We start from the raw sequence: 19,158 nt of genomic DNA, 5'->3' as shown, positions 1-19,158 counted from the left end.
GGACAGGGGGAGTCGCGCTACTGGGCGTGCAGGCCCAGGCCGTGACCCTCGGCGTTCATGATGCGCAGCCGGTCGGCGTCGATCGTCGCGGTGGTCTCGCCGGACAACGCGGTGAGCACGGCCTGCTCGATCTCGGCGGTCTCCGGCGTGCAGGCCATCCGGGTGACGCCGAGGGGGCCGAAGGTCACCTTCTCGCCGGCGACCTGTGCGGTGCCGAACATCCGGTTGCAGCCGGTGAAGCCGGTGACGGCGCCGTCGGCGGCGATCTGCAGCGACGGCTGTGCGGTCTCGAGCGCGCGTGAGGTGGTGATGGCGGTCGGGGTGATCAGCGTGTCGACGATCCAGACGGTGTCGGTCAGTGGGCGGTCCGGCTGCGCGACCTTCTTGTCGAGCAGGGTGACGGTGGCGGCGTCGGTGCGCAGGGCGAGGGTGTTGCCGTCGAGGCTCCAGCGCGGGTTCTCCTCGAAGAACCCGGTCATCCACTGGTCGGACAGGGCGGCGTCGCCGACGCAGGCCATCATCGTCATCGCCAGCGGTCCGGTGTCGATGGTGCCGCCGGAGAGGTCGGCGCTGCCCGTCGCGCGATTGCAGCCCGCGTGCATGGCGATCCGGTCGGGCTCGGGGAAGGTGACGGTCAGCGGCCCGCCGCCCGGGATCGTGGTGCCCTCGACGTCGGTGGAGACGAACGTGCGTCCCAGCAGCTCGGCGTTCGGCGGTCCGTCGCTGGCGACCGCGGAGTTCGAGCAGGCCGTCAGGGTGAGCGCGGTGAAGAGGGCAAGTCCGGCGGCGCGACTGATGTGCATAACCGGAGCTTAGCCAGCACTTGGGGTTCCGGTGACGAGGCGCACCAGGGTTTCCCAGCCGTCGGCGATCCGGTCGACGGGCATGTGCAGCTCGCGGATCTGGTAGAGGACGAGACCTGCCTCCAGGGTGGCGAGCAGTGCCTGAGCGAGGAGTTCGAGGTCGCCTGCGGCCTCGGTCTGGCGCAGCAACGCGACCACATGGGTGAGGCTGACCTGCCGGGCGGGGCCGCCGAACCGGAGTTCGGGGGAGACCTCGACCGCGCGCAGGGTGTCGCCTTGCAGTTCCACGATGGCCAGTCGGGCGCGGCCGAAGGCGATCAGTCGGGCCACGGCGTCGGCGCCCGGTCCCAGCGGCGGCGGACCGGTGAGAAACGCGCCCTGCAGTTCGTGCTCGCTGTGGTCGAGCAGGGACTGCATCAGCCCGGATCGGCTGCCGAACCGTCGGAACACTGTGCCCTTGCCCACACCGGCGCGCTCCGCGACCGCATCCATGGTGACCGCGTCGGCGCCGCGCTCGGAGACCAGCGCGGTGGCCGCTTCCAGTAGCAATGCGCGGTTGCGGACGGCGTCGCAGCGTTCGGCGTCGGGGCCGTCGGCCATCGGGATCGGGGTGTTCTGCACGCCGCGATCGTAGCCGCCCCGGGAACACAAGTGGACCGCAGTCCGTTTATGCTGTTGCATCTTCAACTGCATCGCCCCCGGACCCCGAAGGAATCTCCACATGACTGACACCCGTGTTCTCGTCCTCGTCGGCAGCCTGCGCGCCGGCTCCGTCAATCGGCAGCTCGCCGAGACTGCGGTCGCCCACGCTCCCGAGGGTGCCGAACTGACGGTGTTCGACGGCCTGGCCGTTGTCCCCTTCTACAACGAGGACGTCGACGTCCCCGGCGCGACCATCCCGGGCGCCGACGAGCTGCGCGCCGCCGCGGCCGCGGCCGACGCGCTGCTGCTGGTCACCCCCGAGTACAACGGCACCATGCCCGCCGTGCTCAAGAACGCGATCGACTGGATCTCGCGGCCCTACGGCGCCGGCGCGGTCTCCGGCAAGCCGGTCGCCGTGATCAGCGCCTCGCCGAGCCCGAACGGTGCGCAGTGGGCGCACGCCGAGGCCCGCAAGGCCGTGGGCATCGCGGGCGGCAAGGTCGTCGAGGACGTCACCCTGTCCATCGGCGCCACCCATGAGAAGTTCGGCGCCGGCCACCCCAGCGAGAATGCGGAGATCGTGGCCGAGGTCACCAAGGCGGTCGCCGAGCTCGTCGCCGCCGCGAAGGACCTCGTCGACGCCTAGTCAGCTGACTGCTCGGTCCCGTACCGACACGTGAGGCCCCGGCCGGTGCATCCCGCATCCGGCCGGGGCCTCACTGCGTCCGGGGGGCCGCTCGCTTCCCGGCCGCTCACTTCCTGACCGCTCATTTCCTGACTGCGGAGACGAGCCAGCGGTCGCCGGCGGTGGGTTCGCTCTCGAGCGGTGTCGCGTCGCGTCCATACCGGCGCGCCAGGTCTGCGGTGGCGAAGGTCCGTGCCCGCCACCCGTACCGGTCGAACCAGGCGACCGGGTCCTTCGGGCCGTCCGACCGCAGCAGCTCTCGCCATTCGGCCGGGCTCAGCGGGCTGTCCGCGGTGCCGGGCAGGTCCTGCACCGCCGCGATGAAGTCGATCGTCGTCAGGGTTGCGCCGACGGTGCTGCCGGGCGCGGACAGGCAGGCGACGCGGTTCATCAGGGTGTCGACGTCCTCAGGTGTCAGGTACATCAACAGGCCCTCGAGGATCCAGGCGGTGGGGATGTCGTCGCGGAAGGCCGCGCTGCGCAGCGCCGCCGGCCAGTCCTCACGCAAGTCGACCGCGACGGGTACCCGGGTGGTCGGGGGAGGGGGTGCCGTGTCGGCCAGCACCGACATCTTGAACTCCAGCATGTCCGGTGTGTCCAGTTCGAACACGGTCACCGGTGCGGGCCAGCGCAGCCGGAACGCACGGGTGTCCAGACCGGCGCCCAGAAACACCGCCTGGGCGCAGCCGCCTGCCACCGACTCCACCGCGAAGTCGTCGAGGAATTTGGTGCGGGCCGACATCCACGTCACCAGTTGGTCCCGGGTGAGTCCGGAGATCCCCTCGGCTGGTGGGTCCCAGCCCGCCGCCCGGACGAATTCCCGCGCCCATGGGTCGTCAAACAGTCGATCGTCACGTTCGCTCTCGAGTGCGCGGGCGGCGGCGACGAACACCGCGGTCGCCCCCACACCGGTTGGCCGATTCATGGTCGCCCCCTCACCGCACGCCGTCCCACAGCGCCCGCAGGTTGGGGTTCGGGTCGGTGACCAAGGGATCGTCGGCGCCGAACCGCCGGACCGTGCGGTCGCTGCCGTATGCCGGCCAGCCCGGGTTGCCCTTGTCCACGAACGACACCCAGGCGCGGTGCATCTCGTCGGCCAACTCCTGCGGCGGCTGGGCCCCCGCCAGCGGTCTGCCCGCGGCGTCGTGCAGGGTGTCGAACACGAAGCTGATCTCCAGGCCGTGGGTGGCGCCCAGACGGCCGTCGAATTGTGGTGACCGCCAGGCAAACTCGTAGACGAAGGTGTCGGCGCCGTGATCGGCCCGGGCCTCGGCGGCCCGGATCGCGGGAATGGTGAAGGTGCGGTCGCGCATCACCGCGGCCAGCACGTCGCCGGGGGTCGAGCCCGGTCGGGCCCGGTGGTAGGCCGGCAGCGCGGTCGCCGCGTCGAGGCCGAGTGCGGTGGCGGTCAGGGCCAGCGCGTCCTCGCCGACCGCGTCGGCGATCCCGGTGGGCATCAGGAACAGGGTGAACTCGTCGGCGTTGGTGCCGATCAACAGGTCCACGTCGGCGCCGGCGCCCGCGGCGAGCGCGTCGACCGGGCGGGCGGTGAGGACCTCGCCGTCGACGCACGGCTCGAACGCCATCGAGTCGGCGGCGATCTCGCCCCACAACTCGGGGTTCGGCTCGCGGGCGATCCGCGCGGACAACTCGGCCTGCGCCGCGGTGAGGTCGGCGGCCGGGACCGAGGCGAACCCCTCGACCGTCGGCGGCACCGAGAGCTGCTCGGCCAGCGCCGCGGTCACCCGGCGCGCGGTCTCGGCGGCCATCACGTGATGGCCGGCGCCGCTCTGCGCCACGGCCCGTCCGAACAGCCCCGCGGACTCGGGCAGGGACAGCAGCGTCGTCACGCTCATCGCGCCCGCCGACTCGCCGGCGACGGTGACCCGGTCCGGATCGCCGCCGAAGCAGCCGATGTTCTCGCGGACCCAGCGCAGGGCCGCGAGCTGGTCGAGCAGCCCACGGTTCGCCGGGGCGTCGTCGATCAGCAGGAACCCCTCGGCCCCCAGTCGGTAGTTGACCGTGACGCAGACGACCCCGTCCCGCGCGAACGCGGTCCCGTCGTACAGGCTGACCGCGCCCGAGCCGTGGACGAAGGCGCCGCCGTGCAGCCAGACCAGTACCGGCAGCCGGCCGTCGAGGTCCGGGGTCCAGACGTTGAGGTTGAGGTAGTCGTCGCCGGCGATCACGGGTTCGGGCAACAGTTTCGCCAGCGGGTCCGGGTACGGGGGTTTGGGCGCGGTCGGGCCGTAGCCGGTGGCGTCGCGGAGCCAGTCCCAGTGCGGCGCGGGCGACGGCGCCGTGAACCGTCGCCGGCCGTCCGGCGCGGCCGCGTAGGGGATCCCCTTGAAGGAGAGCACCCCGTCGTGCGCCGCCCCCCGCATCGCTCCCTGGGCGATCGAGACCAGTGGTTCCACGTCTGCCTCCGATGGTCGGGTCCACCGTTCGAGAACTGAAGGTGTGTCTGCGCCGACGCGCCGCGGGGCGGAAATCGCCATCGCGGTGCCCGGAGACGGTGGGCTACTGATTTGATGGTCGCGCACATCGACGTGAAGGGATACCCGCGTGGCTTCGGATCCGATCACCGACCTCGAGGTCGAACTGGTGGACATGTGGCGCCGGGGCGGCATTCGCATGCGCGAGCGCGCGCACCGGATCCATCCCCGCCTGGACCCGTCCTGCTACCCGCTGCTGATGTTGCTGACCCGCCGGGACGAGGCGGTGCCGATGTCCGAGCTGATCGACCACCTCGGGGTGGAGAAGTCGACGCTCAGCCGGCAGATCGACGCGGTGACGCGACTCGGGCTGGCGCGGCGGATCCCGGATCCCGAGGATGCGCGGGCGAAGCTCGTCGAGCTCACCGAGGAGGGTCGGAGCAGGCTGGGTCAGCAGCGCGCGGAGGGGATCGCGCAGTGGCGCCGGGACCTGTCCCAGTGGGATCCGGTGGACGTGCGGATGCTGACCGCGCTGCTGCGTCGCCTCGGGTAGTCCGACCGCCCCGCCACCTTGATAGTTGATGGACGCAACTAACTGGTGCTATGGTTGCAAGTATCAACTAAAAGGAGTGGGAATGATCAGCCCGGAAGCCGCGTCAGAACTGATCGACGCCCTGCGGGGGGTGGTGCAGCGCAGCCGCGCGGTGGCCGCCGGCCAGCAGAGCGCGGGGGCGCTCCCACCGCCGCTGGGCGCGCTGCTCACGCGGATCGAGTGCTCGGCGGGGCACCGGCCCAGCGCGCTCGCGGAGGAACTGTGGGTGACCCAGTCGGCGCTCAGCCGCCAGGTGGCGCAGGCCGAGGCGCTCGGATACGTCCAGCGGCACCCGGATCCGCTCGACGGCCGGGCCGCGTTGCTGTCGCTGACGGAGGCCGGCGCCGAGGCGCTGCGCCGCCATCGCGAGATGCGGGCCCGCTGGGTCCACACCGCGCTTGCGGACTGGACCGAGGACGAGGTCGGTGACCTGACGGCCCGCCTCGACCGATTCTGTGCCGCCATCGAGGCGGGCGCCAACCACCCGGTGGCCCCCGCCGGTCGCTGACCCTCGCCGGTCTCTGACCCTCGCCGGTATCTGACTCTGCCCACCACACCGCACCACCCATCAGCCCGAGGAGCCACATCGTGAGCAACCCCGCGTCCCAGGACGCTCCGCCCGTAAGAGAAGGGTCGTCCGGTGACGGCCGGATGACCCATCGTCAGCGCATCGAGGCCCTGATCGGCCTCATGATGGGCATGTTCGTCGCGCTGCTGTCGTCGACGATCGTCTCCAACGCCCTGCCGACCATCATCACCGACCTGCACGGCACCCAGGACCAGTACACCTGGGTGGTCACGGCCACCCTGCTGGCCTCCACCGCGACCACCCCGATCTGGGGCAAGTTCGCCGACCTGGTCAGCAAGAAGATGCTGGTGCAGTTGTCGCTGCTGGTGTTCACCCTCGGTTCGGTGTTGTCCGGCCTGGCGACGTCGGTGCCGATGCTGATCGGATTCCGCGCGGTCCAGGGACTGGGCCTCGGCGGACTGCAGGCGCTGGTCATGATCGTCATCGCCGCGATGTTCAGCCCCCGGGAACGCGGCCGCTACCAGGGCCCCCTGGCGGCGGTCATGTCGCTCGCCACGGTCGCCGGCCCGCTGATCGGCGGCGTCATCGTCGACACCAGCTGGCTCGGCTGGCGCTGGACGTTCTACGTCGGCGTCCCGCTGGCGGTCGTCGCGCTGGTCGTCATCCAGCGGACCCTGAACCTGCCCGTCGTCAAGCGCGACGTGAAGGTGGACTACCTCGGCGCCACCCTCATCGCCGGCGGTGTCAGCGTCCTGCTGATCTGGGTCACCTTGGCGGGCAAGAACTTCGACTGGGCGTCCGGGATGTCGTTCGGGCTCGTCGCGCTGGGCGCCGTCCTGCTCGCGCTGGCGATCTTCACCGAGACCAAGGCCAGTGACCCGGTGGTGCCGCTGCGTCTCTTCCGTGACCGCACCATGACGCTGGCCACCCTCGCCAGCATCGCGGTCGGTGTCGCCATGTTCGGCGGCGCGGTGTTCCTCGGACAGTACTTCCAGATCGCCCGCGGCTACTCGCCGACCGCCGCCGGCCTGCTCACCCTGCCGATGGTGTTCGGGTCCATGCTGTCCTCGACCGTCTCCGGCCAGCTGATCACCAAGTACGGCAAGTGGAAGCGCTTCCTGCTGATCGGCGCCACCGCCATGGCCGCCGGGTTCCTCCTGCTCGCCACCACCGACCACACCACCGACATGGCGCTGATCGGGGTCTACCTGTTCGTCCTCGGCGCCGGCATGGGCATGGCCATGCAGAACCTGGTGCTGCCGGTGCAGAACAACGCCGCTCCCTCGGACCTGGGCGCGGCCACCGCCACGATCACGTTCTTCCGCTCGCTCGGCGGCGCGGCCGGCGTCTCCGTGCTCGGCGCGGTCCTCTCCTCGCACGTGGCGACGTTGACCACCCAGGGTCTCGTCGGCGCGGGAATCGACCCCGGGCCGTCGGCCGGGTCGGGTGCCGGGCTGTCGAACCTGAAGGAACTGCCCGCTGCCGTCGGTGACATCGTCCGGGCGGCCTACGGCGACGCCACCGCCCGGGTGTTCCTCATCTCCGGCGTCCTGGCGCTGCTCGGGCTGGTCGCGATCGCGTTCATGAAGGAGGTGGCGCTCAAGACCACCACCGGACTCGAACAGCTCGACCAGGAGCGGGCGGCGAACGCCGCCAAGGCAGACGGCCAGACGATTGACGGCCAGGTGGTCGATGCGGAACTGGTCGCGGAGATCGACGAGGTCGAGTCCGCGCTCGCCGGCGGTACGGACGGTGCCGGTCGCGGCAGGCCCGCGGCCCACGGCTGAGCAACGCGGCAGACCGAACGCCCGCCGGAGGTGGTGATCCCACCGCCCCCGGCGGGCGTTTCGCTACATTCGACTCCCATGAGCACCCTTGCGCCCACCCGTCGTCGCCGCACGGCGCTGTGGATCGCCGCCGTGATCGCCGTGATCGCCGTTGTCGCCGCGGGTGTGGCGTTGATGCTGCCGAGCCGGTACCTGCCGTGGGACACCACCGCCTTCCCCGACGTCGACACGTCCGTGCTCTCGGCCGACCAGGCGAAGATCGTCGAGCTGCTCGAGGCCGAGCACCGGGACCAGCGACCGGGCACCTTCTACGCGGAGGGCATCGAGGAGCCCTGGTGCGCGGACTTCGTGAGCTGGGTCATGCGGGAGGCCGGGCGGCCGCTGTCGAACCCGAACTCCGGGCACTGGCGGATCCCCGGCGTCTACACGCTGCAGGAGTACTACCAGTCGCAGGGCCGGTTCGAGGAGGTCGGCGGCGGATACGTCCCGACGGTCGGCGACGTGGTGCTCTACGACAACAGCAGCTGGGTCGGACAGCACACCAACTTCGTGGTCGCGGTCGACGGCGACACCGTGACGACCGTCGGCGGCAACGAGTTCGGCCGAATCCGGGTGCACACCGTGGACTGGGCGAGCGACTCCGCGGTCGTCGGGTTCGGCCGGCTCGAGGCCTGACCGCCGCCGCGGCCGGTGGCTACAGTCCGGCCTCGGTGAGCGCGTCGTCGACGGTGTCGCGGACCTCGTCGAGGCTCTGGCCCGCGGACAGTCCTGCGACGGTGAGTTCCTCGATCCGGGCCTCCACCCGCCGGTAGCCGGCGAGCCAGCGCTCCTTGTCGGCCTGCCAGTACCCCATGACGTCGAAGCGGTCCGACGTCCAGCCCAGCTCGCGGCGGACGTGTCGGCGGATCCGCCGGGACGCGCCGGTCTCGCCGGCCGACCAGAGGTAGCCGGGGCCGGCCGGCAAGTCGAGGGCGGCGAGCCGGTCGGGCAGCGTGCTGGGGGTCAGGCCGTTGCCGGTCCCGTGCAGCCACGTCACGGTGAGGTCCGCCGGGGTGGTCCAGCGCTGTTCGTCCGCGGCCTCGGGAACCTCGGCGATCAGGTGCACGGCGACGCCGGCGGGCAGGGCCTCGACGATGCGCGCCGCCGCGGGCAGCGCACTCAGGTCCGCGAGCAGCAGTTGCCATCGCGCGTCGGCGGGCGGGCGGTACCAGCCCTTCGGCCGCGAGAGCCGCACCGGCATCCCCGGCGTCGCCCCGCGCGCCCAGGCGGCGGCCGCGCCGCCGGCGTGCACCGCGAAGTCGACGTCCAGGGTGTGTGCGGCCGGGTCCCAGCGCCGGACGGTGTAGCTGCGGGCCTCGTCGCCGAACTCCACGAGGAGGCGCTCGTCGGGGTCGCCGCTGGAGGCGAAGCCGGCGAGCCCGGGCCCGCCGAACCGGATCCGGCGCAGGCCGGGGGAGACCTGCCCGGTGGCGGTCACCGCGGCGTGGAACCGGGGTTCGTCGTCGGTGGGCACGGGCCCACCCTAGGCGGCCGGTGACGTGGCCATGCACACGCCGGGGAGTGTGACCAGCAGCACCCCGTATTTGTGACGCGCGACACGCCGGTTCGCGACACGATTCGGCGGCTCCGGGTGCTTACGACCAGGGAATTTCATCTTTGTCGTTCACAACATCTCGGGTTCTATGGATTGTCGGACACAAGGTGTAGTGTCAGGAACGCCAAGAGGGCAGAGCGGCCGCGACCCCAGTCCGAAGGCTCGACCATCGTTTGTCAAGGCCGGACAGCTGTTCCAGTAGGTGAGATTCACACCGTGATCCTCCGCTTCACTGACCATCAGTTCCGTAAGCCAGGGAAAGAGGGACTTACATGAGCATCACCGTCTACACCAAGCCGGCGTGCGTTCAGTGCAATGCGACCTACCGGGCGCTCGACAAGGCCGGTATCGAGTACTCCATCATCGACATCAGCGAGGACGCGGAGGCCCGCGACTACGTGATGGCGCTGGGTTACCTGCAGGCCCCCGTGGTGGTGGCCGGGGACGATCACTGGTCGGGTTTCCGTCCGGACCGGATCAAGTCGCTCACGGTCAACGCCGCCTGAAGAACTTACGGAGATGACAGGCCATGACATCGCTGGTCTACTTCTCCAGCGCGTCGGAGAACACCCACCGTTTCGTTCAGAAGTTGGGTGTCCCGGCCACGCGCATTCCGTTGCATGACCGCGCCGGCACATTCGAGGTCGACGAACCGTACGTCCTGATCCTGCCCACCTATGGTGGCGGGATCACCGCGACGGGTCGGGACACGAGCTACGTGCCGAAGCAGGTCATCCGGTTCCTCAACAACGAGCACAACAGGTCGCTGATCCGTGGGGTCATCGCGGCAGGCAATACCAACTTCGGCGAGTCCTTCTGCTTCGCCGGAGACGTCATTTCAAGGAAGTGCCAGGTTCCGTACCTGTACCGCTTCGAACTCATGGGTACCGCCGAGGACGTCATTCGCGTCCGCGAGGGCCTCGAACAATTCATGGAGAGTGAACAGTGGCACCGACCATCACAGACACAGCCCCGGCTGGGAGTGTAGAGCGCGCTGTGGCACGACCCGACGTCTCCTCGGGGGAGCTCGACTACCACGCGCTCAACGCGATGCTCAACCTGTACGGCCCCAACGGCGAGATCCAGTTCGAGAAGGACCGCGAGGCCGCCAACCAGTACTTCCTCCAGCACGTCAACCAGAACACCGTCTTCTTCCACAACCTGGACGAGAAGCTGGACTACCTGGTCAAGGAGAACTACTACGAGCCGGAGGTGCTCGACCAGTACTCCCGTGAGTTCGTGAAGTCGCTGATCGACCACGCGTACTCCAAGAAGTTCCGGTTCCCCACCTTCCTCGGTGCGTTCAAGTACTACACCTCGTACACGCTCAAGACGTTCGACGGCAAGCGCTACCTGGAGCGGTTCGAGGACCGGGTCTGCATGGTCGCGCTCACCCTCGCCGCCGGCGACGAGGACCTGGCCGTCAAGCTGGTCGACGAGATCATCGCCGGCCGCTTCCAGCCGGCCACCCCGACCTTCCTCAACTCCGGCAAGAAGCAGCGCGGCGAGCCCGTGTCCTGCTTCCTGCTGCGCATCGAGGACAACATGGAGTCCATCGGTCGCTCCATCAACTCCGCCCTGCAGCTGTCCAAGCGCGGCGGCGGAGTTGCGTTGCTGCTCAGCAACGTTCGTGAGCACGGCGCCCCGATCAAGCGGATCGAGAACCAGTCGTCGGGCGTCATCCCGATCATGAAGCTGCTCGAGGACTCCTTCTCGTACGCCAACCAGCTCGGCGCGCGTCAGGGCGCGGGCGCGGTGTACCTGCACGCGCACCACCCGGACATCTACCGCTTCCTCGACACCAAGCGCGAGAACGCGGACGAGAAGATCCGGATCAAGACCCTCTCGCTCGGCGTCGTCATCCCGGACATCACGTTCGAGCTGGCGAAGAAGAACGAGGACATGTACCTCTTCTCGCCGTACGACGTCGAGCGCATCTACGGCGTGCCGTTCGCGGACATCGACGTCACCGAGAAGTACTACGAGATGGTCGACGACAAGCGGATCCGCAAGACGAAGATCAAGGCCCGCGAGTTCTTCCAGACCGTCGCGGAGCTGCAGTTCGAGTCCGGCTACCCGTACATCATGTACGAGGACACCGTGAACCGGGCGAACCCGATCGCCGGCAAGATCACCCACTCGAACCTGTGCTCGGAGATCCTGCAGGTCTCGACGCCGTCGACCTTCAACGACGACCTGTCCTACAGCCACGTCGGCAAGGACATCTCCTGCAACCTCGGTTCGCTGAACATCGCGAAGACGATGGACTCGCCGGACTTCGCGCAGACCATCGAGACCTCGATCCGCGCGCTGACCGCCGTCTCCGACCAGACCCACATCTACTCGGTGCCGTCGATCGAGCAGGGCAACAACGACTCTCACGCCATCGGCCTCGGGCAGATGAACCTGCACGGGTACCTGGCGCGCGAGCGGATCCACTACGGCTCGGACGAGGGCCTGGACTTCACGAACATCTACTTCTACACGGTGGTGTTCCACGCGATCCGGGCGTCGAACGAGATCGCCAAGGACCGCGGCACGTACTTCAAGGGCTTCCCGGAGTCCAAGTACGCCTCGGGCGAGTTCTTCGACAAGTACACCGACCAGGCGTGGGAGCCGAAGACCGAGCGGGTCCGGCAGCTGTTCGCCGACTCCGGCGTGCACATCCCGACGCAGGCGGACTGGACCGAGCTCAAGGCGTCGGTGCAGGCGCACGGCATCTACAACCAGAACCTGCAGGCCGTCCCGCCGACGGGGTCGATCTCCTACATCAACAACTCCACCAGCTCCATCCACCCGGTGGCGTCGAAGATCGAGATCCGCAAGGAGGGCAAGATCGGTCGCGTCTACTACCCGGCGCCCTACCTGACGAACGACAACCTGGAGTACTACCAGGACGCGTACGAGATCGGGTACGAGAAGATCATCGACACCTACGCGGCGGCCACCCAGCACGTCGACCAGGGCCTGTCGCTGACGCTGTTCTTCAAGGACACCGCCACCACCCGCGACATCAACAAGGCGCAGATCTACGCATGGCGCAAGGGCATCAAGACGCTCTACTACATCCGCCTGCGGCAGATGGCGCTCGAGGGCACCGAGGTCGAGGGCTGCGTTTCCTGCATGCTGTAGGGCCGGCGGCACCGACAAAGACGACAGAGCAACCACAGACCAGCAAGGGATCGACATGACTTCCGCACACACCCCCGCTGGGGGCACGCACCTCAAGCTGATTGATCGCGTCTCGGCGATCAACTGGAACCGCGTCCCCGACGAGAAGGACGCGGAGGTCTGGGAGCGCCTGACCGGCAACTTCTGGCTGCCGGAGAAGGTGCCGGTGTCCAACGACATCCCGTCGTGGAACACCCTGACCGAGAACGAGAAGCAGCTCACCATGCGGGTCTTCACCGGCCTGACGCTGCTCGACACCATCCAGGGCACCGTGGGCGCCGTCTCGCTGATCCCGGACGCGATCACCCCCCACGAGGAGGCGGTGTACACCAACATCGCGTTCATGGAGTCGGTGCACGCCAAGAGCTACAGCTCGATCTTCTCGACGCTGTGCTCCACCCGCGACATCGACGACGCCTTCCGCTGGTCGGAGGAGAACCCGAACCTGCAGCGCAAGGCGAGGATCATCCTCGACTACTACAACGGCGAGTCGGCGCTCAAGCGCAAGGTCGCCTCGACGCTGCTCGAGTCGTTCCTGTTCTACTCCGGCTTCTACCTGCCGATGTACTGGTCCTCGCGGGCCAAGCTCACCAACACCGCGGACCTGATCCGGCTGATCATCCGTGACGAGGCCGTGCACGGGTACTACATCGGCTACAAGTACCAGAAGGGTCTGGAGCAGCTCAGCCAGGCCGAGCGCGACGAGCTCAAGAACTACACGTTCGAGCTGCTCTTCGAGCTCTACGACAACGAGGTCGAGTACACCCAGGACCTGTACGACGGCGTCGGGCTCACCGAGGACGTCAAGAAGTTCCTGCGGTACAACGCCAACAAGGCGCTGATGAACCTCGGCTACGAGGGCCTGTTCCCCAAGGACGAGACGGACGTCAACCCGGCGATCCTGTCGGCGCTGTCCCCGAACGCGGACGAGAACCACGACTTCTTCTCCGGGTCGGGCTCGAGCTACGTGATCGGCAAGGCCGTCAACACCGAGGACGAGGACTGGGACTTCTAGGTCCACCTCCCGGTCAGAACAACTCCGATGAAGGGCCCCTGCACGCGTGCGGGGGCCCTTCACGTGTGCGGGGGATCGGGCTAGCGTCGGCATCGTCGGATGTTCACTTCAGGTGAGGAGAGACGATGAGTGGCAAGGTTGTGCACTTCGAGGTCCCGTTCGACGACGGGGACCGCGCGAGGACGTTCTACCGGCAGGTGTTCGGCTGGAACACCGTCGAGATGCCCGAGATGAGCTACACGGTCGTCTCGACCGGGCCGGTCGCGGAGTCGGGCATGCCCGCAGAACCGGGATACATCGGCGGCGGCATGTTCGAGCGCGTCCCGGAGTATCCGAAGGGGCCGGTGATCACCATCGACGTGCCCAGCATCGACGACGCCCTGGTCAAGATCGGCGAGTTGGGCGGCGCCACGGTGGGGGAGAAGCAGCCGGTCGGCGAGATGGGGTTCGCGGCCTACTTCAGGGACCCCGAGGGGAACGTCATGGGCCTGTGGGAGAACGCCGGCTGAACCAGGCCTCGGGCTCGCCGCGCAGGGCCTTCTCGATGCGCGGGGCCGAGCTCTCGGTGAGGTCGGCGGGCAACGCGTCCGGCGCGAACCACGCGACCTCGAGGTTCTCCTCGTCGGCGACGCGGGCCTCGCCGGAGACCGCCCGGGCGAGGAAGCACACGTCGAGGTAGCTGGCGACGTCGCCGTTCGGGTAGGTGATCGGCCCGGCGGTGTCGACGCTGGTGATGCGGACCAGCTCGGCCTCGACGCCGGTCTCCTCGCGGATCTCCCGCACGGCCGCCGGGCCGGGCTCCTCGCCGGGTTCGAGGATGCCGGACACCACCGCCCATCGGCCGTTGTCGGCCCTGCGGGTCAACAGGATTCGGCCGTCGTCGTCCACGACGACCGCGCTCACGCCGGACAGCCACAACGGGGCGTGTCCGACGTGAGCGCGCAGCGCCGCGACGTACTCGGGGACGGGCATCAGTACCGGAAGGTCACCGGGGCGGCCGGCTGGCCGGAGTACGGCAGCAGGACGCTCGGCGCCAGCGGCACCGAGAACCGGGCGGGCACGTCGGTGAACTCCCGTCCGCCGGCGCGGGTGTCCAACTGCGCGAACCGGATCCGGCTCGTCGTGTCGGTGCCGACCATGTTGCCGTCCGAGGTCTCGGCCGACAGGAAGGTGCCCTGGGGGGTGAACTCGACCCACGGGTCGGCCAACGCGATCTCGGCCAGGTGGAAGCGGGTGAACGAGACCGCCGTGCCGCGGTAGCGGACGGTCCCCAGCCCGGTCGCCGGGTCGACGTCCGCGGAGTCCAGTTCGAAGGTGAGCCGGCCGTCGCCGCGGACAGTCGCGCCGTCGCTGCCCACCACCGAGCCCTGCGTGGTGTTCTTCACCAGGTCGGTGTAGCCGGGTGCGAAGGCCCACAGCAGGTCCTGCGCGGGCGGTACCGGGGCGTTCGGCCCCGGTGCGGGGTCGAAGTTGACCGGGACGGCCAGCTCCTCCGCCGCGTTGACGGCGTCCGCCGCGGCGTAGGTGTACACCCCGTAGGCCGCGCCGTCGGCGGCCTTCGCGGGCTTCTTGACTGTCAGCGTGGCAGTGAAGGAGCCGTCGCCGGCCAGCGGCACCCACTGCTGGCGAATGGTGCGCCGGAAGTCGAACGGCGCGTCCGGAACCCGGTTCAGGGCGTCCTCGGACATCACCCACGCGGTGGCCGAACGCTGCTGCCCGACCCGCGCCTCGGCGGGCGCGTCCTCGGACGGACGCCACTGCGGGGCGAACGCCCCGAAGGCGACGAAGGTGCCGTGCGGGACGCCCGGCGGCACCGGGACCGGCAGCCCGCCGGTGTTGGCGTTCGGGTCGAAGCCGGTGCCGCGCACCACAATCCGATCGCCCTCGTGCACCGCGGTGTCGCCGAGAGGGGTGGCGCCGTCGGCGGCGAACACCTCGATCCGGGGTGCCGCCGCGGCGGGATCCGCGGCCGCCGTCGGGGCCAGCGTCAGCGCGCCGAGGAGCGCGCCCACGATGGCGACGGGAGCGAGGACTCTAGTTCGTGTAGCCATTGAGGGATGCCTTCAGGTCGTCGAGGATGCCGCGGGCCGCGACGACGCCGATTCCGGTCATCCAGATTTCGTCGTCCACCGCGAACACACGGCGGTCCTTGACGGCGCCGAGGCCCTGCCACAGCCCGCCGTTCATCACGTCGGTGCCCTGGCCGCGGGCCTCGTCACCGTAGAAGCTGACGTAGATGATGTCGCCGTCGGCCTTGGACAGTTCCTCGGTGCTGATCTCCGCGAACCGCTGGTCCTTGGCGCCCTCGAGGCGCTGAAACGGCGGACGCTGCACGCCAGCGTCCGCGAGCACCTGCCCGGAAAAGCTGTCCGGGCCGTAGGTGCGGACCACGCCGGGCATGAACCGCACCACCGAGGCCTCGGTCTGCGCGGAGTCGAGGCCCCGGCCGGTCTCGGTGGCCTCGGTCTGGTAGGCGTCGAGCACCGCCTTCGCGCCGGCGCCGCGGCCCAGCGCGGTGCCGTCGAGCAGCAGGTTCTCCTTCCACGTCTTGCCGACCTTCTCGGTGAACGTGGTGGGGGCGACGGCACTGAGCTGCTGGTACAGCTCCGGGGTGCGGAACTTCGAGCCGAGGATCAGGTCCGGCTTCAGTGCCGCGATCTTCTCGATGTTCGGCTCCTGCAGGGTGCCGACGGGCTCGACCCCGGCGATGGCCGTGCCGAGGTACTCCGGCTGCGTGCCGACCGCGCCGGTCACCGCGGCGCCGACGAGTCGGTCCTGCAGCCCGAGCGCGCAGACGGTGTCGAGCTTGTCGGTGTCGAGGACCACGATGCGCTGCGGATCGGCGGGCACCGCCGACTCGCCCGCCGCGTGCGCCACCTTGCGGGTGGTGCCCTCGACGCCGGCCGGGTCGACGGGAGCCGTTGGTCCGCAGACGTTCTCGGTGCTGCGGCCGTTGCCGAGCACGCCCGCCCCGGCCACGCTGGTGGTGCTGCGAACGATGCTGCTGGCGGCGTCTTCGGTGGCGTCGCCACCGCCGCACGCCGTCAGCATGACGGCGGTGGCGGCGAGCAGGGCCGCGGGCACGGCGCGGCGGATGAGTGCGGGCTTGCGCATGGTGGGGTCTTCCTCCTGAAGCTCGGGCGAGTCGAGACTAGCCGCGGCGGTTGTCGACGCCGAAGTGCGTGGCCAGGTCGTCGAGGATGCCGCCGGCGCCCTGGACGCTGACCGCGGACATCCACAGCGCGTCGTCGACGTCGACCTTCTGGCCCTGCAGTCCGGACCACAGCGGGTTGGTCAGGAACGGCTGGGCGGCGGCCTCGCTCTTCCCGTCGCCGGAGTGGTACGTGCTCACCACGATCAGGTCGGCGTCGGCCTCGGTGATCAGCTCGGGGCTGATGTCGTTGGAGATGCTCGACGGCTTGGCCGGGTCGGGTCCGGCGCTGGCCGGGCGGTTGATGCCGGCGTCGGCGAGGACGATGCCGCTGAAGGACGTGGTGCGGTAGATGCGGGCCGTCGGCTCGCCGGCGAAGCGGACCACCGTGACGGTCGGGTTGTCCGCCTTCGTGTTGATGTCCGCGCCGATCGCGGCCGCGCGGGTCTCGTAGGCGCCGATCTTCTGATCCGCCAGGTCCTCCTTGCCCAGGGCCTGGCCGAGCAGTCGGATGTTGTCCTTCCAGGTCGGGCCGGTGGTCTCCGACATCACCGTCGGCGCGATCTTCGACAGCTGGTCGTAGATGTCGCCGTGCCGGACCTTGGCGGAGACGATCAGGTCGGGCTGCAGCTCGGCGATCTTCTCGAGGCTCGGGGTGGTCAGCTCGCCGACCGCGACGGTATTCGGTGCGAACTCGCCGCGGGACTCGCCGAGGTAGTCGGGCAGTCCGGCGCTGCGGTAGGTGACGTAGCCGACGAGCTCGGTCTCCAGCAGCAGCGTCGCGTCGGAGTAGCTGGTGTCGAGCGCGACGACCCGCTTCGGTGCGGCGGGGATCTCGGTGCTGCCGAGGGCGTGGGTCACGGTGCGGGGGAAGGACCCCGCGGACTCGCCGGCCGCGGATGCGGACGCCGGGGCGTCGGTGGCGCTGGAACAGCCGGCGGTGGCGCCGATCAGGGCGACCGCGGCGCAGCCCACGAGCGCGACCAATGCATTGGTTTTGAACTTCACAAAGAACTCCCGTCGAATTTAGGCAAGGGAAACCTTAGCAATATCCTTAGCCGGGGTCACGTGTGTCGGGCCGAGGTGCCCTGTCGGGGCTCTCGCGCACCCGGCCCGGGCCGCGGCGGGGAGGGATCCCGCGTCGCGTCGCCGGGGCGGGCGCCGGGATTGTCCACGGATCGTCGGTCCCGTCGAGTTCGGTTGCGGGCGACTCACCGTGTCGGTGGAACCTCGACCCGGCCTCGGAGGAGGAAACTCCCTGCTCACGGCACTTCTGGACGCTGTACGCGACACGAAGTACGACAGTGGGTAGGACCGGCTCCGCGGATCGTGGGGCGACGGTCTACGATTCACAGAGCGCAAGCCAGAGGACGTTCGCCTCGCAGCGGGGTAGGACGCGCATTCAGGAGGATTAGTGACTGCCGTAGCGCCCCAGCCAGTCCCCGAGATAACGGCCGCCCGGCCATACCCGGCGCGACTGGGACCCAAGGGCTCGTACATCTACAAGATGGTGACCACCACTGACCCGAAGACCCTCGGGATCATGTACATGGTCACCTCGTTCGCCTTCTTCCTCATCGGCGGCCTGATGGCCCTGCTGATGCGGACCGAGCTCGCGGTTCCCGGGATGCAGTTCCTGTCGAACGAGCAGTTCAACCAGCTGTTCACCATGCACGGCACGATCATGCTGCTGCTGTACGCGACCCCGGTCGTGTTCGGTTTCGCGAACTACATCCTGCCGCTGCAGATCGGCGCGCCGGACGTCGCGTTCCCGCGACTGAACTCGTTCAGCTACTGGCTGTACCTGTTCGGCGCGATCATCGCGACCGCGGGCTTCGTGACCCCCGGCGGCGCGGCCGACTTCGGCTGGACCGCCTACAGCCCGCTGACCGACGCGGTGCACTCGCCCGGCGTCGGCGCCGACCTGTGGATCATGGGCCTGGCGGTCGCGGGCCTCGGCACCATCCTCGGCGCCGTCAACTTCATCACCACCGTGGTCTGCCTGCGCGCCCCCGGCATGACCATGTTCCGGATGCCGATCTTCACCTGGAACATCCTGGTGACCGCCATCCTGATCCTGCTCGCCTTCCCGCTGCTGACCGCGGCGCTGCTCGGCGTGTTCGTGGACAGGCACTTCGGCGCCCACATCTTCGACCCGGCCAACGGCGGTGTCCTGCTCTGGCAGCACCTGTTCTGGTTCTTCGGTCACCCCGAGGTGTACATCATCGCGCTGCCGTTCTTCGGCATCGTCTCGGAGATCTTCCCGGTCTTCAGCCGTAAGCCGCTCTTCGGCTACAGCGGCCTGGTGTACGCCACGCTCGGTATCGCCGCACTGTCCATCGCGGTGTGGGCGCACCACATGTACGCCACCGGCGCCGTGCTGCTGCCGTTCTTCTCCTTCATGACGTTCCTGATCGCGGTCCCGACCGGCGTGAAGTTCTTCAACTGGATCGGCACCATGTGGAAGGGCCAGGTCACCTTCGAGACGCCGATGCTCTTCTCGGTCGGCTTCCTGGTGACGTTCCTGTTCGGTGGTCTGTCCGGCGTGCTGCTCGCCAGCCCGCCGATCGACTTCCACGTCACCGACAGCTACTTCGTGGTCGCCCACTTCCACTACGTGCTCTTCGGCACCATCGTGTTCGCCACCTACGCCGGCATCTACTTCTGGTTCCCGAAGATGACGGGCCGCCTGATGGACGAGCGCCTCGGCAAGTGGCACTTCTGGACCACCTTCATCGGCTTCCACACCACGTT

The 19,158-nt window shown here is 69.1% G+C and carries 20 protein-coding genes; 11 read left to right on the top strand and 9 right to left on the bottom strand.

The window, feature by feature from the left end; all coding sequences use genetic code 11:
* Positions 1–17: 17 nt before the first annotated feature.
* Both AC1DWC_RS21930 and AC1DWC_RS21925 read right to left on the bottom strand, forming a co-directional pair.
* Entirely contained in the window at positions 18–803 is a 786-nt protein-coding gene (locus tag AC1DWC_RS21930) for an META domain-containing protein (protein ID WP_477843168.1), read from the bottom strand.
* A 9-nt stretch (positions 804–812) separates the two neighbouring features.
* A complete protein-coding gene (locus tag AC1DWC_RS21925; RefSeq protein ID WP_477843191.1) occupies positions 813–1,403 on the bottom strand; it encodes a TetR/AcrR family transcriptional regulator in 591 nt (196 codons plus the stop codon).
* A 121-nt stretch (positions 1,404–1,524) separates the two neighbouring features.
* Here AC1DWC_RS21925 and AC1DWC_RS21920 point away from each other — a divergent pair, with 121 nt between their 5' ends.
* Positions 1,525–2,091, top strand: a complete 567-nt coding sequence (locus AC1DWC_RS21920; RefSeq protein WP_072845072.1) for an NAD(P)H-dependent oxidoreductase — start codon at positions 1,525–1,527, stop codon at positions 2,089–2,091.
* Between the two features lie 121 nt (positions 2,092–2,212).
* Here AC1DWC_RS21920 and AC1DWC_RS21915 read toward each other — a convergent pair whose 3' ends face one another.
* Both AC1DWC_RS21915 and AC1DWC_RS21910 read right to left on the bottom strand, forming a co-directional pair.
* On the bottom strand, positions 2,213–3,055 hold the full coding sequence (locus AC1DWC_RS21915; protein WP_477911466.1) for an SAM-dependent methyltransferase: 843 nt from the start codon (positions 3,053–3,055) through the stop codon (positions 2,213–2,215).
* A 10-nt stretch (positions 3,056–3,065) separates the two neighbouring features.
* A complete protein-coding gene (locus AC1DWC_RS21910) occupies positions 3,066–4,547 on the bottom strand; it encodes a carboxylesterase/lipase family protein (RefSeq protein ID WP_477911464.1) in 1,482 nt (493 codons plus the stop codon).
* A 148-nt stretch (positions 4,548–4,695) separates the two neighbouring features.
* On the opposite strand from AC1DWC_RS21910, the gene AC1DWC_RS21905 reads away from it, so the two are divergent.
* The 4 genes from AC1DWC_RS21905 (at position 4,696) to AC1DWC_RS21890 (ending at position 8,148) form a co-directional block, all read left to right on the top strand.
* The gene (locus AC1DWC_RS21905) at positions 4,696–5,118 is read left to right on the top strand and encodes a MarR family winged helix-turn-helix transcriptional regulator (RefSeq protein ID WP_072845074.1); all 423 of its coding nucleotides are present in this window, start codon (positions 4,696–4,698) and stop codon (positions 5,116–5,118) included.
* Positions 5,119–5,200: 82 nt separating this feature from the next.
* Complete coding sequence (locus AC1DWC_RS21900) at positions 5,201–5,665, top strand: MarR family winged helix-turn-helix transcriptional regulator (RefSeq protein ID WP_477911462.1); 465 nt, start codon at positions 5,201–5,203, stop codon at positions 5,663–5,665.
* A 143-nt stretch (positions 5,666–5,808) separates the two neighbouring features.
* Entirely contained in the window at positions 5,809–7,473 is a 1,665-nt protein-coding gene (locus AC1DWC_RS21895; protein ID WP_477911486.1) for an MDR family MFS transporter, read from the top strand.
* Positions 7,474–7,551: 78 nt separating this feature from the next.
* On the top strand, positions 7,552–8,148 hold the full coding sequence (locus AC1DWC_RS21890) for a CHAP domain-containing protein (RefSeq protein WP_477911460.1): 597 nt from the start codon (positions 7,552–7,554) through the stop codon (positions 8,146–8,148).
* A 19-nt stretch (positions 8,149–8,167) separates the two neighbouring features.
* Here AC1DWC_RS21890 and AC1DWC_RS21885 read toward each other — a convergent pair whose 3' ends face one another.
* Positions 8,168–8,986, bottom strand: coding sequence for a siderophore-interacting protein (locus tag AC1DWC_RS21885; RefSeq protein ID WP_477911458.1), 819 nt, complete (start codon positions 8,984–8,986; stop codon positions 8,168–8,170).
* 353 nt (positions 8,987–9,339) lie between these two features.
* Between AC1DWC_RS21885 and AC1DWC_RS21880 the strand changes: the two genes are divergently transcribed.
* From AC1DWC_RS21880 to AC1DWC_RS21860, 5 genes are all read left to right on the top strand, one after another.
* Positions 9,340–9,573 (top strand): redoxin NrdH, encoded by a 234-nt coding sequence (locus tag AC1DWC_RS21880; protein WP_072845079.1) that lies wholly within the window; start codon positions 9,340–9,342, stop codon positions 9,571–9,573.
* Positions 9,574–9,596: 23 nt separating this feature from the next.
* A complete protein-coding gene (nrdI, locus tag AC1DWC_RS21875) occupies positions 9,597–10,055 on the top strand; it encodes a class Ib ribonucleoside-diphosphate reductase assembly flavoprotein NrdI (protein WP_072845080.1) in 459 nt (152 codons plus the stop codon).
* Positions 10,013–12,199: a class 1b ribonucleoside-diphosphate reductase subunit alpha gene (gene nrdE / locus AC1DWC_RS21870; RefSeq protein WP_477843154.1), complete on the top strand. Its 2,187-nt coding sequence runs from the start codon at positions 10,013–10,015 to the stop codon at positions 12,197–12,199. The genes nrdI and nrdE overlap by 43 nt, the downstream gene beginning before the upstream one ends.
* Positions 12,200–12,254: 55 nt before the next feature.
* Positions 12,255–13,253, top strand: coding sequence for a class 1b ribonucleoside-diphosphate reductase subunit beta (nrdF, locus tag AC1DWC_RS21865; protein ID WP_477911456.1), 999 nt, complete (start codon positions 12,255–12,257; stop codon positions 13,251–13,253).
* A 125-nt stretch (positions 13,254–13,378) separates the two neighbouring features.
* Positions 13,379–13,762 carry a VOC family protein gene (locus AC1DWC_RS21860; protein WP_477911454.1) on the top strand — a complete coding sequence of 128 codons (384 nt, stop codon included), beginning with the start codon at positions 13,379–13,381 and terminating at the stop codon, positions 13,760–13,762.
* Here AC1DWC_RS21860 and AC1DWC_RS21855 read toward each other — a convergent pair.
* From AC1DWC_RS21855 to AC1DWC_RS21840, 4 genes are read right to left on the bottom strand one after another with little or no spacing between them, the layout of a single operon-like run.
* Complete coding sequence (locus AC1DWC_RS21855; protein ID WP_477911452.1) at positions 13,734–14,225, bottom strand: NUDIX hydrolase; 492 nt, start codon at positions 14,223–14,225, stop codon at positions 13,734–13,736. The genes AC1DWC_RS21860 and AC1DWC_RS21855 overlap by 29 nt on opposite strands.
* Positions 14,225–15,304: an HtaA domain-containing protein gene (locus AC1DWC_RS21850; protein ID WP_477911450.1), complete on the bottom strand. Its 1,080-nt coding sequence runs from the start codon at positions 15,302–15,304 to the stop codon at positions 14,225–14,227. The genes AC1DWC_RS21855 and AC1DWC_RS21850 overlap by 1 nt, the downstream gene beginning before the upstream one ends.
* Positions 15,288–16,367, bottom strand: a complete 1,080-nt coding sequence (locus tag AC1DWC_RS21845; protein ID WP_477911448.1) for an ABC transporter substrate-binding protein — start codon at positions 16,365–16,367, stop codon at positions 15,288–15,290. The genes AC1DWC_RS21850 and AC1DWC_RS21845 overlap by 17 nt, the downstream gene beginning before the upstream one ends.
* 37 nt (positions 16,368–16,404) lie before the next feature.
* The gene (locus tag AC1DWC_RS21840) at positions 16,405–17,412 is read right to left on the bottom strand and encodes an ABC transporter substrate-binding protein (RefSeq protein WP_477911446.1); all 1,008 of its coding nucleotides are present in this window, start codon (positions 17,410–17,412) and stop codon (positions 16,405–16,407) included.
* A 406-nt stretch (positions 17,413–17,818) separates the two neighbouring features.
* Between AC1DWC_RS21840 and AC1DWC_RS21835 the strand changes: the two genes are divergently transcribed.
* Positions 17,819–19,158, top strand: a 1,340-nt coding sequence (locus tag AC1DWC_RS21835) for a cbb3-type cytochrome c oxidase subunit I (RefSeq protein WP_477911444.1), incomplete at its 3' end; no start/stop codon positions are given.

This window comes from Rhodococcus sp. P4_C10, assembly GCF_056402135.1.
Note: the sequence above shows the minus strand (reverse complement) of the source record. Positions and strands in the feature narration are given on the sequence as shown.

Bases quoted from the DNA above. Each gene is read 5' to 3' on its own strand.
- AC1DWC_RS21930 (WP_477843168.1), bottom strand. From the start codon at position 803: ATGCACATCAGTCGCGCCGCCGGACTTGCCCTCTTCACCGCGCTCACC.
- AC1DWC_RS21925 (WP_477843191.1), bottom strand. From the start codon at position 1,403: ATGGCCGACGGCCCCGACGCCGAACGCTGCGACGCCGTCCGCAACCGC.
- AC1DWC_RS21920 (WP_072845072.1), top strand. From the start codon at position 1,525: ATGACTGACACCCGTGTTCTCGTCCTCGTCGGCAGCCTGCGCGCCGGC.
- AC1DWC_RS21915 (WP_477911466.1), bottom strand. From the start codon at position 3,055: ATGAATCGGCCAACCGGTGTGGGGGCGACCGCGGTGTTCGTCGCCGCC.
- AC1DWC_RS21900 (WP_477911462.1), top strand. From the start codon at position 5,201: ATGATCAGCCCGGAAGCCGCGTCAGAACTGATCGACGCCCTGCGGGGG.
- AC1DWC_RS21895 (WP_477911486.1), top strand. From the start codon at position 5,809: ATGACCCATCGTCAGCGCATCGAGGCCCTGATCGGCCTCATGATGGGC.
- AC1DWC_RS21890 (WP_477911460.1), top strand. From the start codon at position 7,552: ATGAGCACCCTTGCGCCCACCCGTCGTCGCCGCACGGCGCTGTGGATC.
- AC1DWC_RS21880 (WP_072845079.1), top strand. From the start codon at position 9,340: ATGAGCATCACCGTCTACACCAAGCCGGCGTGCGTTCAGTGCAATGCG.
- nrdI (WP_072845080.1), top strand. From the start codon at position 9,597: ATGACATCGCTGGTCTACTTCTCCAGCGCGTCGGAGAACACCCACCGT.
- nrdF (WP_477911456.1), top strand. From the start codon at position 12,255: ATGACTTCCGCACACACCCCCGCTGGGGGCACGCACCTCAAGCTGATT.
- AC1DWC_RS21860 (WP_477911454.1), top strand. From the start codon at position 13,379: ATGAGTGGCAAGGTTGTGCACTTCGAGGTCCCGTTCGACGACGGGGAC.
- AC1DWC_RS21855 (WP_477911452.1), bottom strand. From the start codon at position 14,225: ATGCCCGTCCCCGAGTACGTCGCGGCGCTGCGCGCTCACGTCGGACAC.
- AC1DWC_RS21850 (WP_477911450.1), bottom strand. From the start codon at position 15,304: ATGGCTACACGAACTAGAGTCCTCGCTCCCGTCGCCATCGTGGGCGCG.
- AC1DWC_RS21845 (WP_477911448.1), bottom strand. From the start codon at position 16,367: ATGCGCAAGCCCGCACTCATCCGCCGCGCCGTGCCCGCGGCCCTGCTC.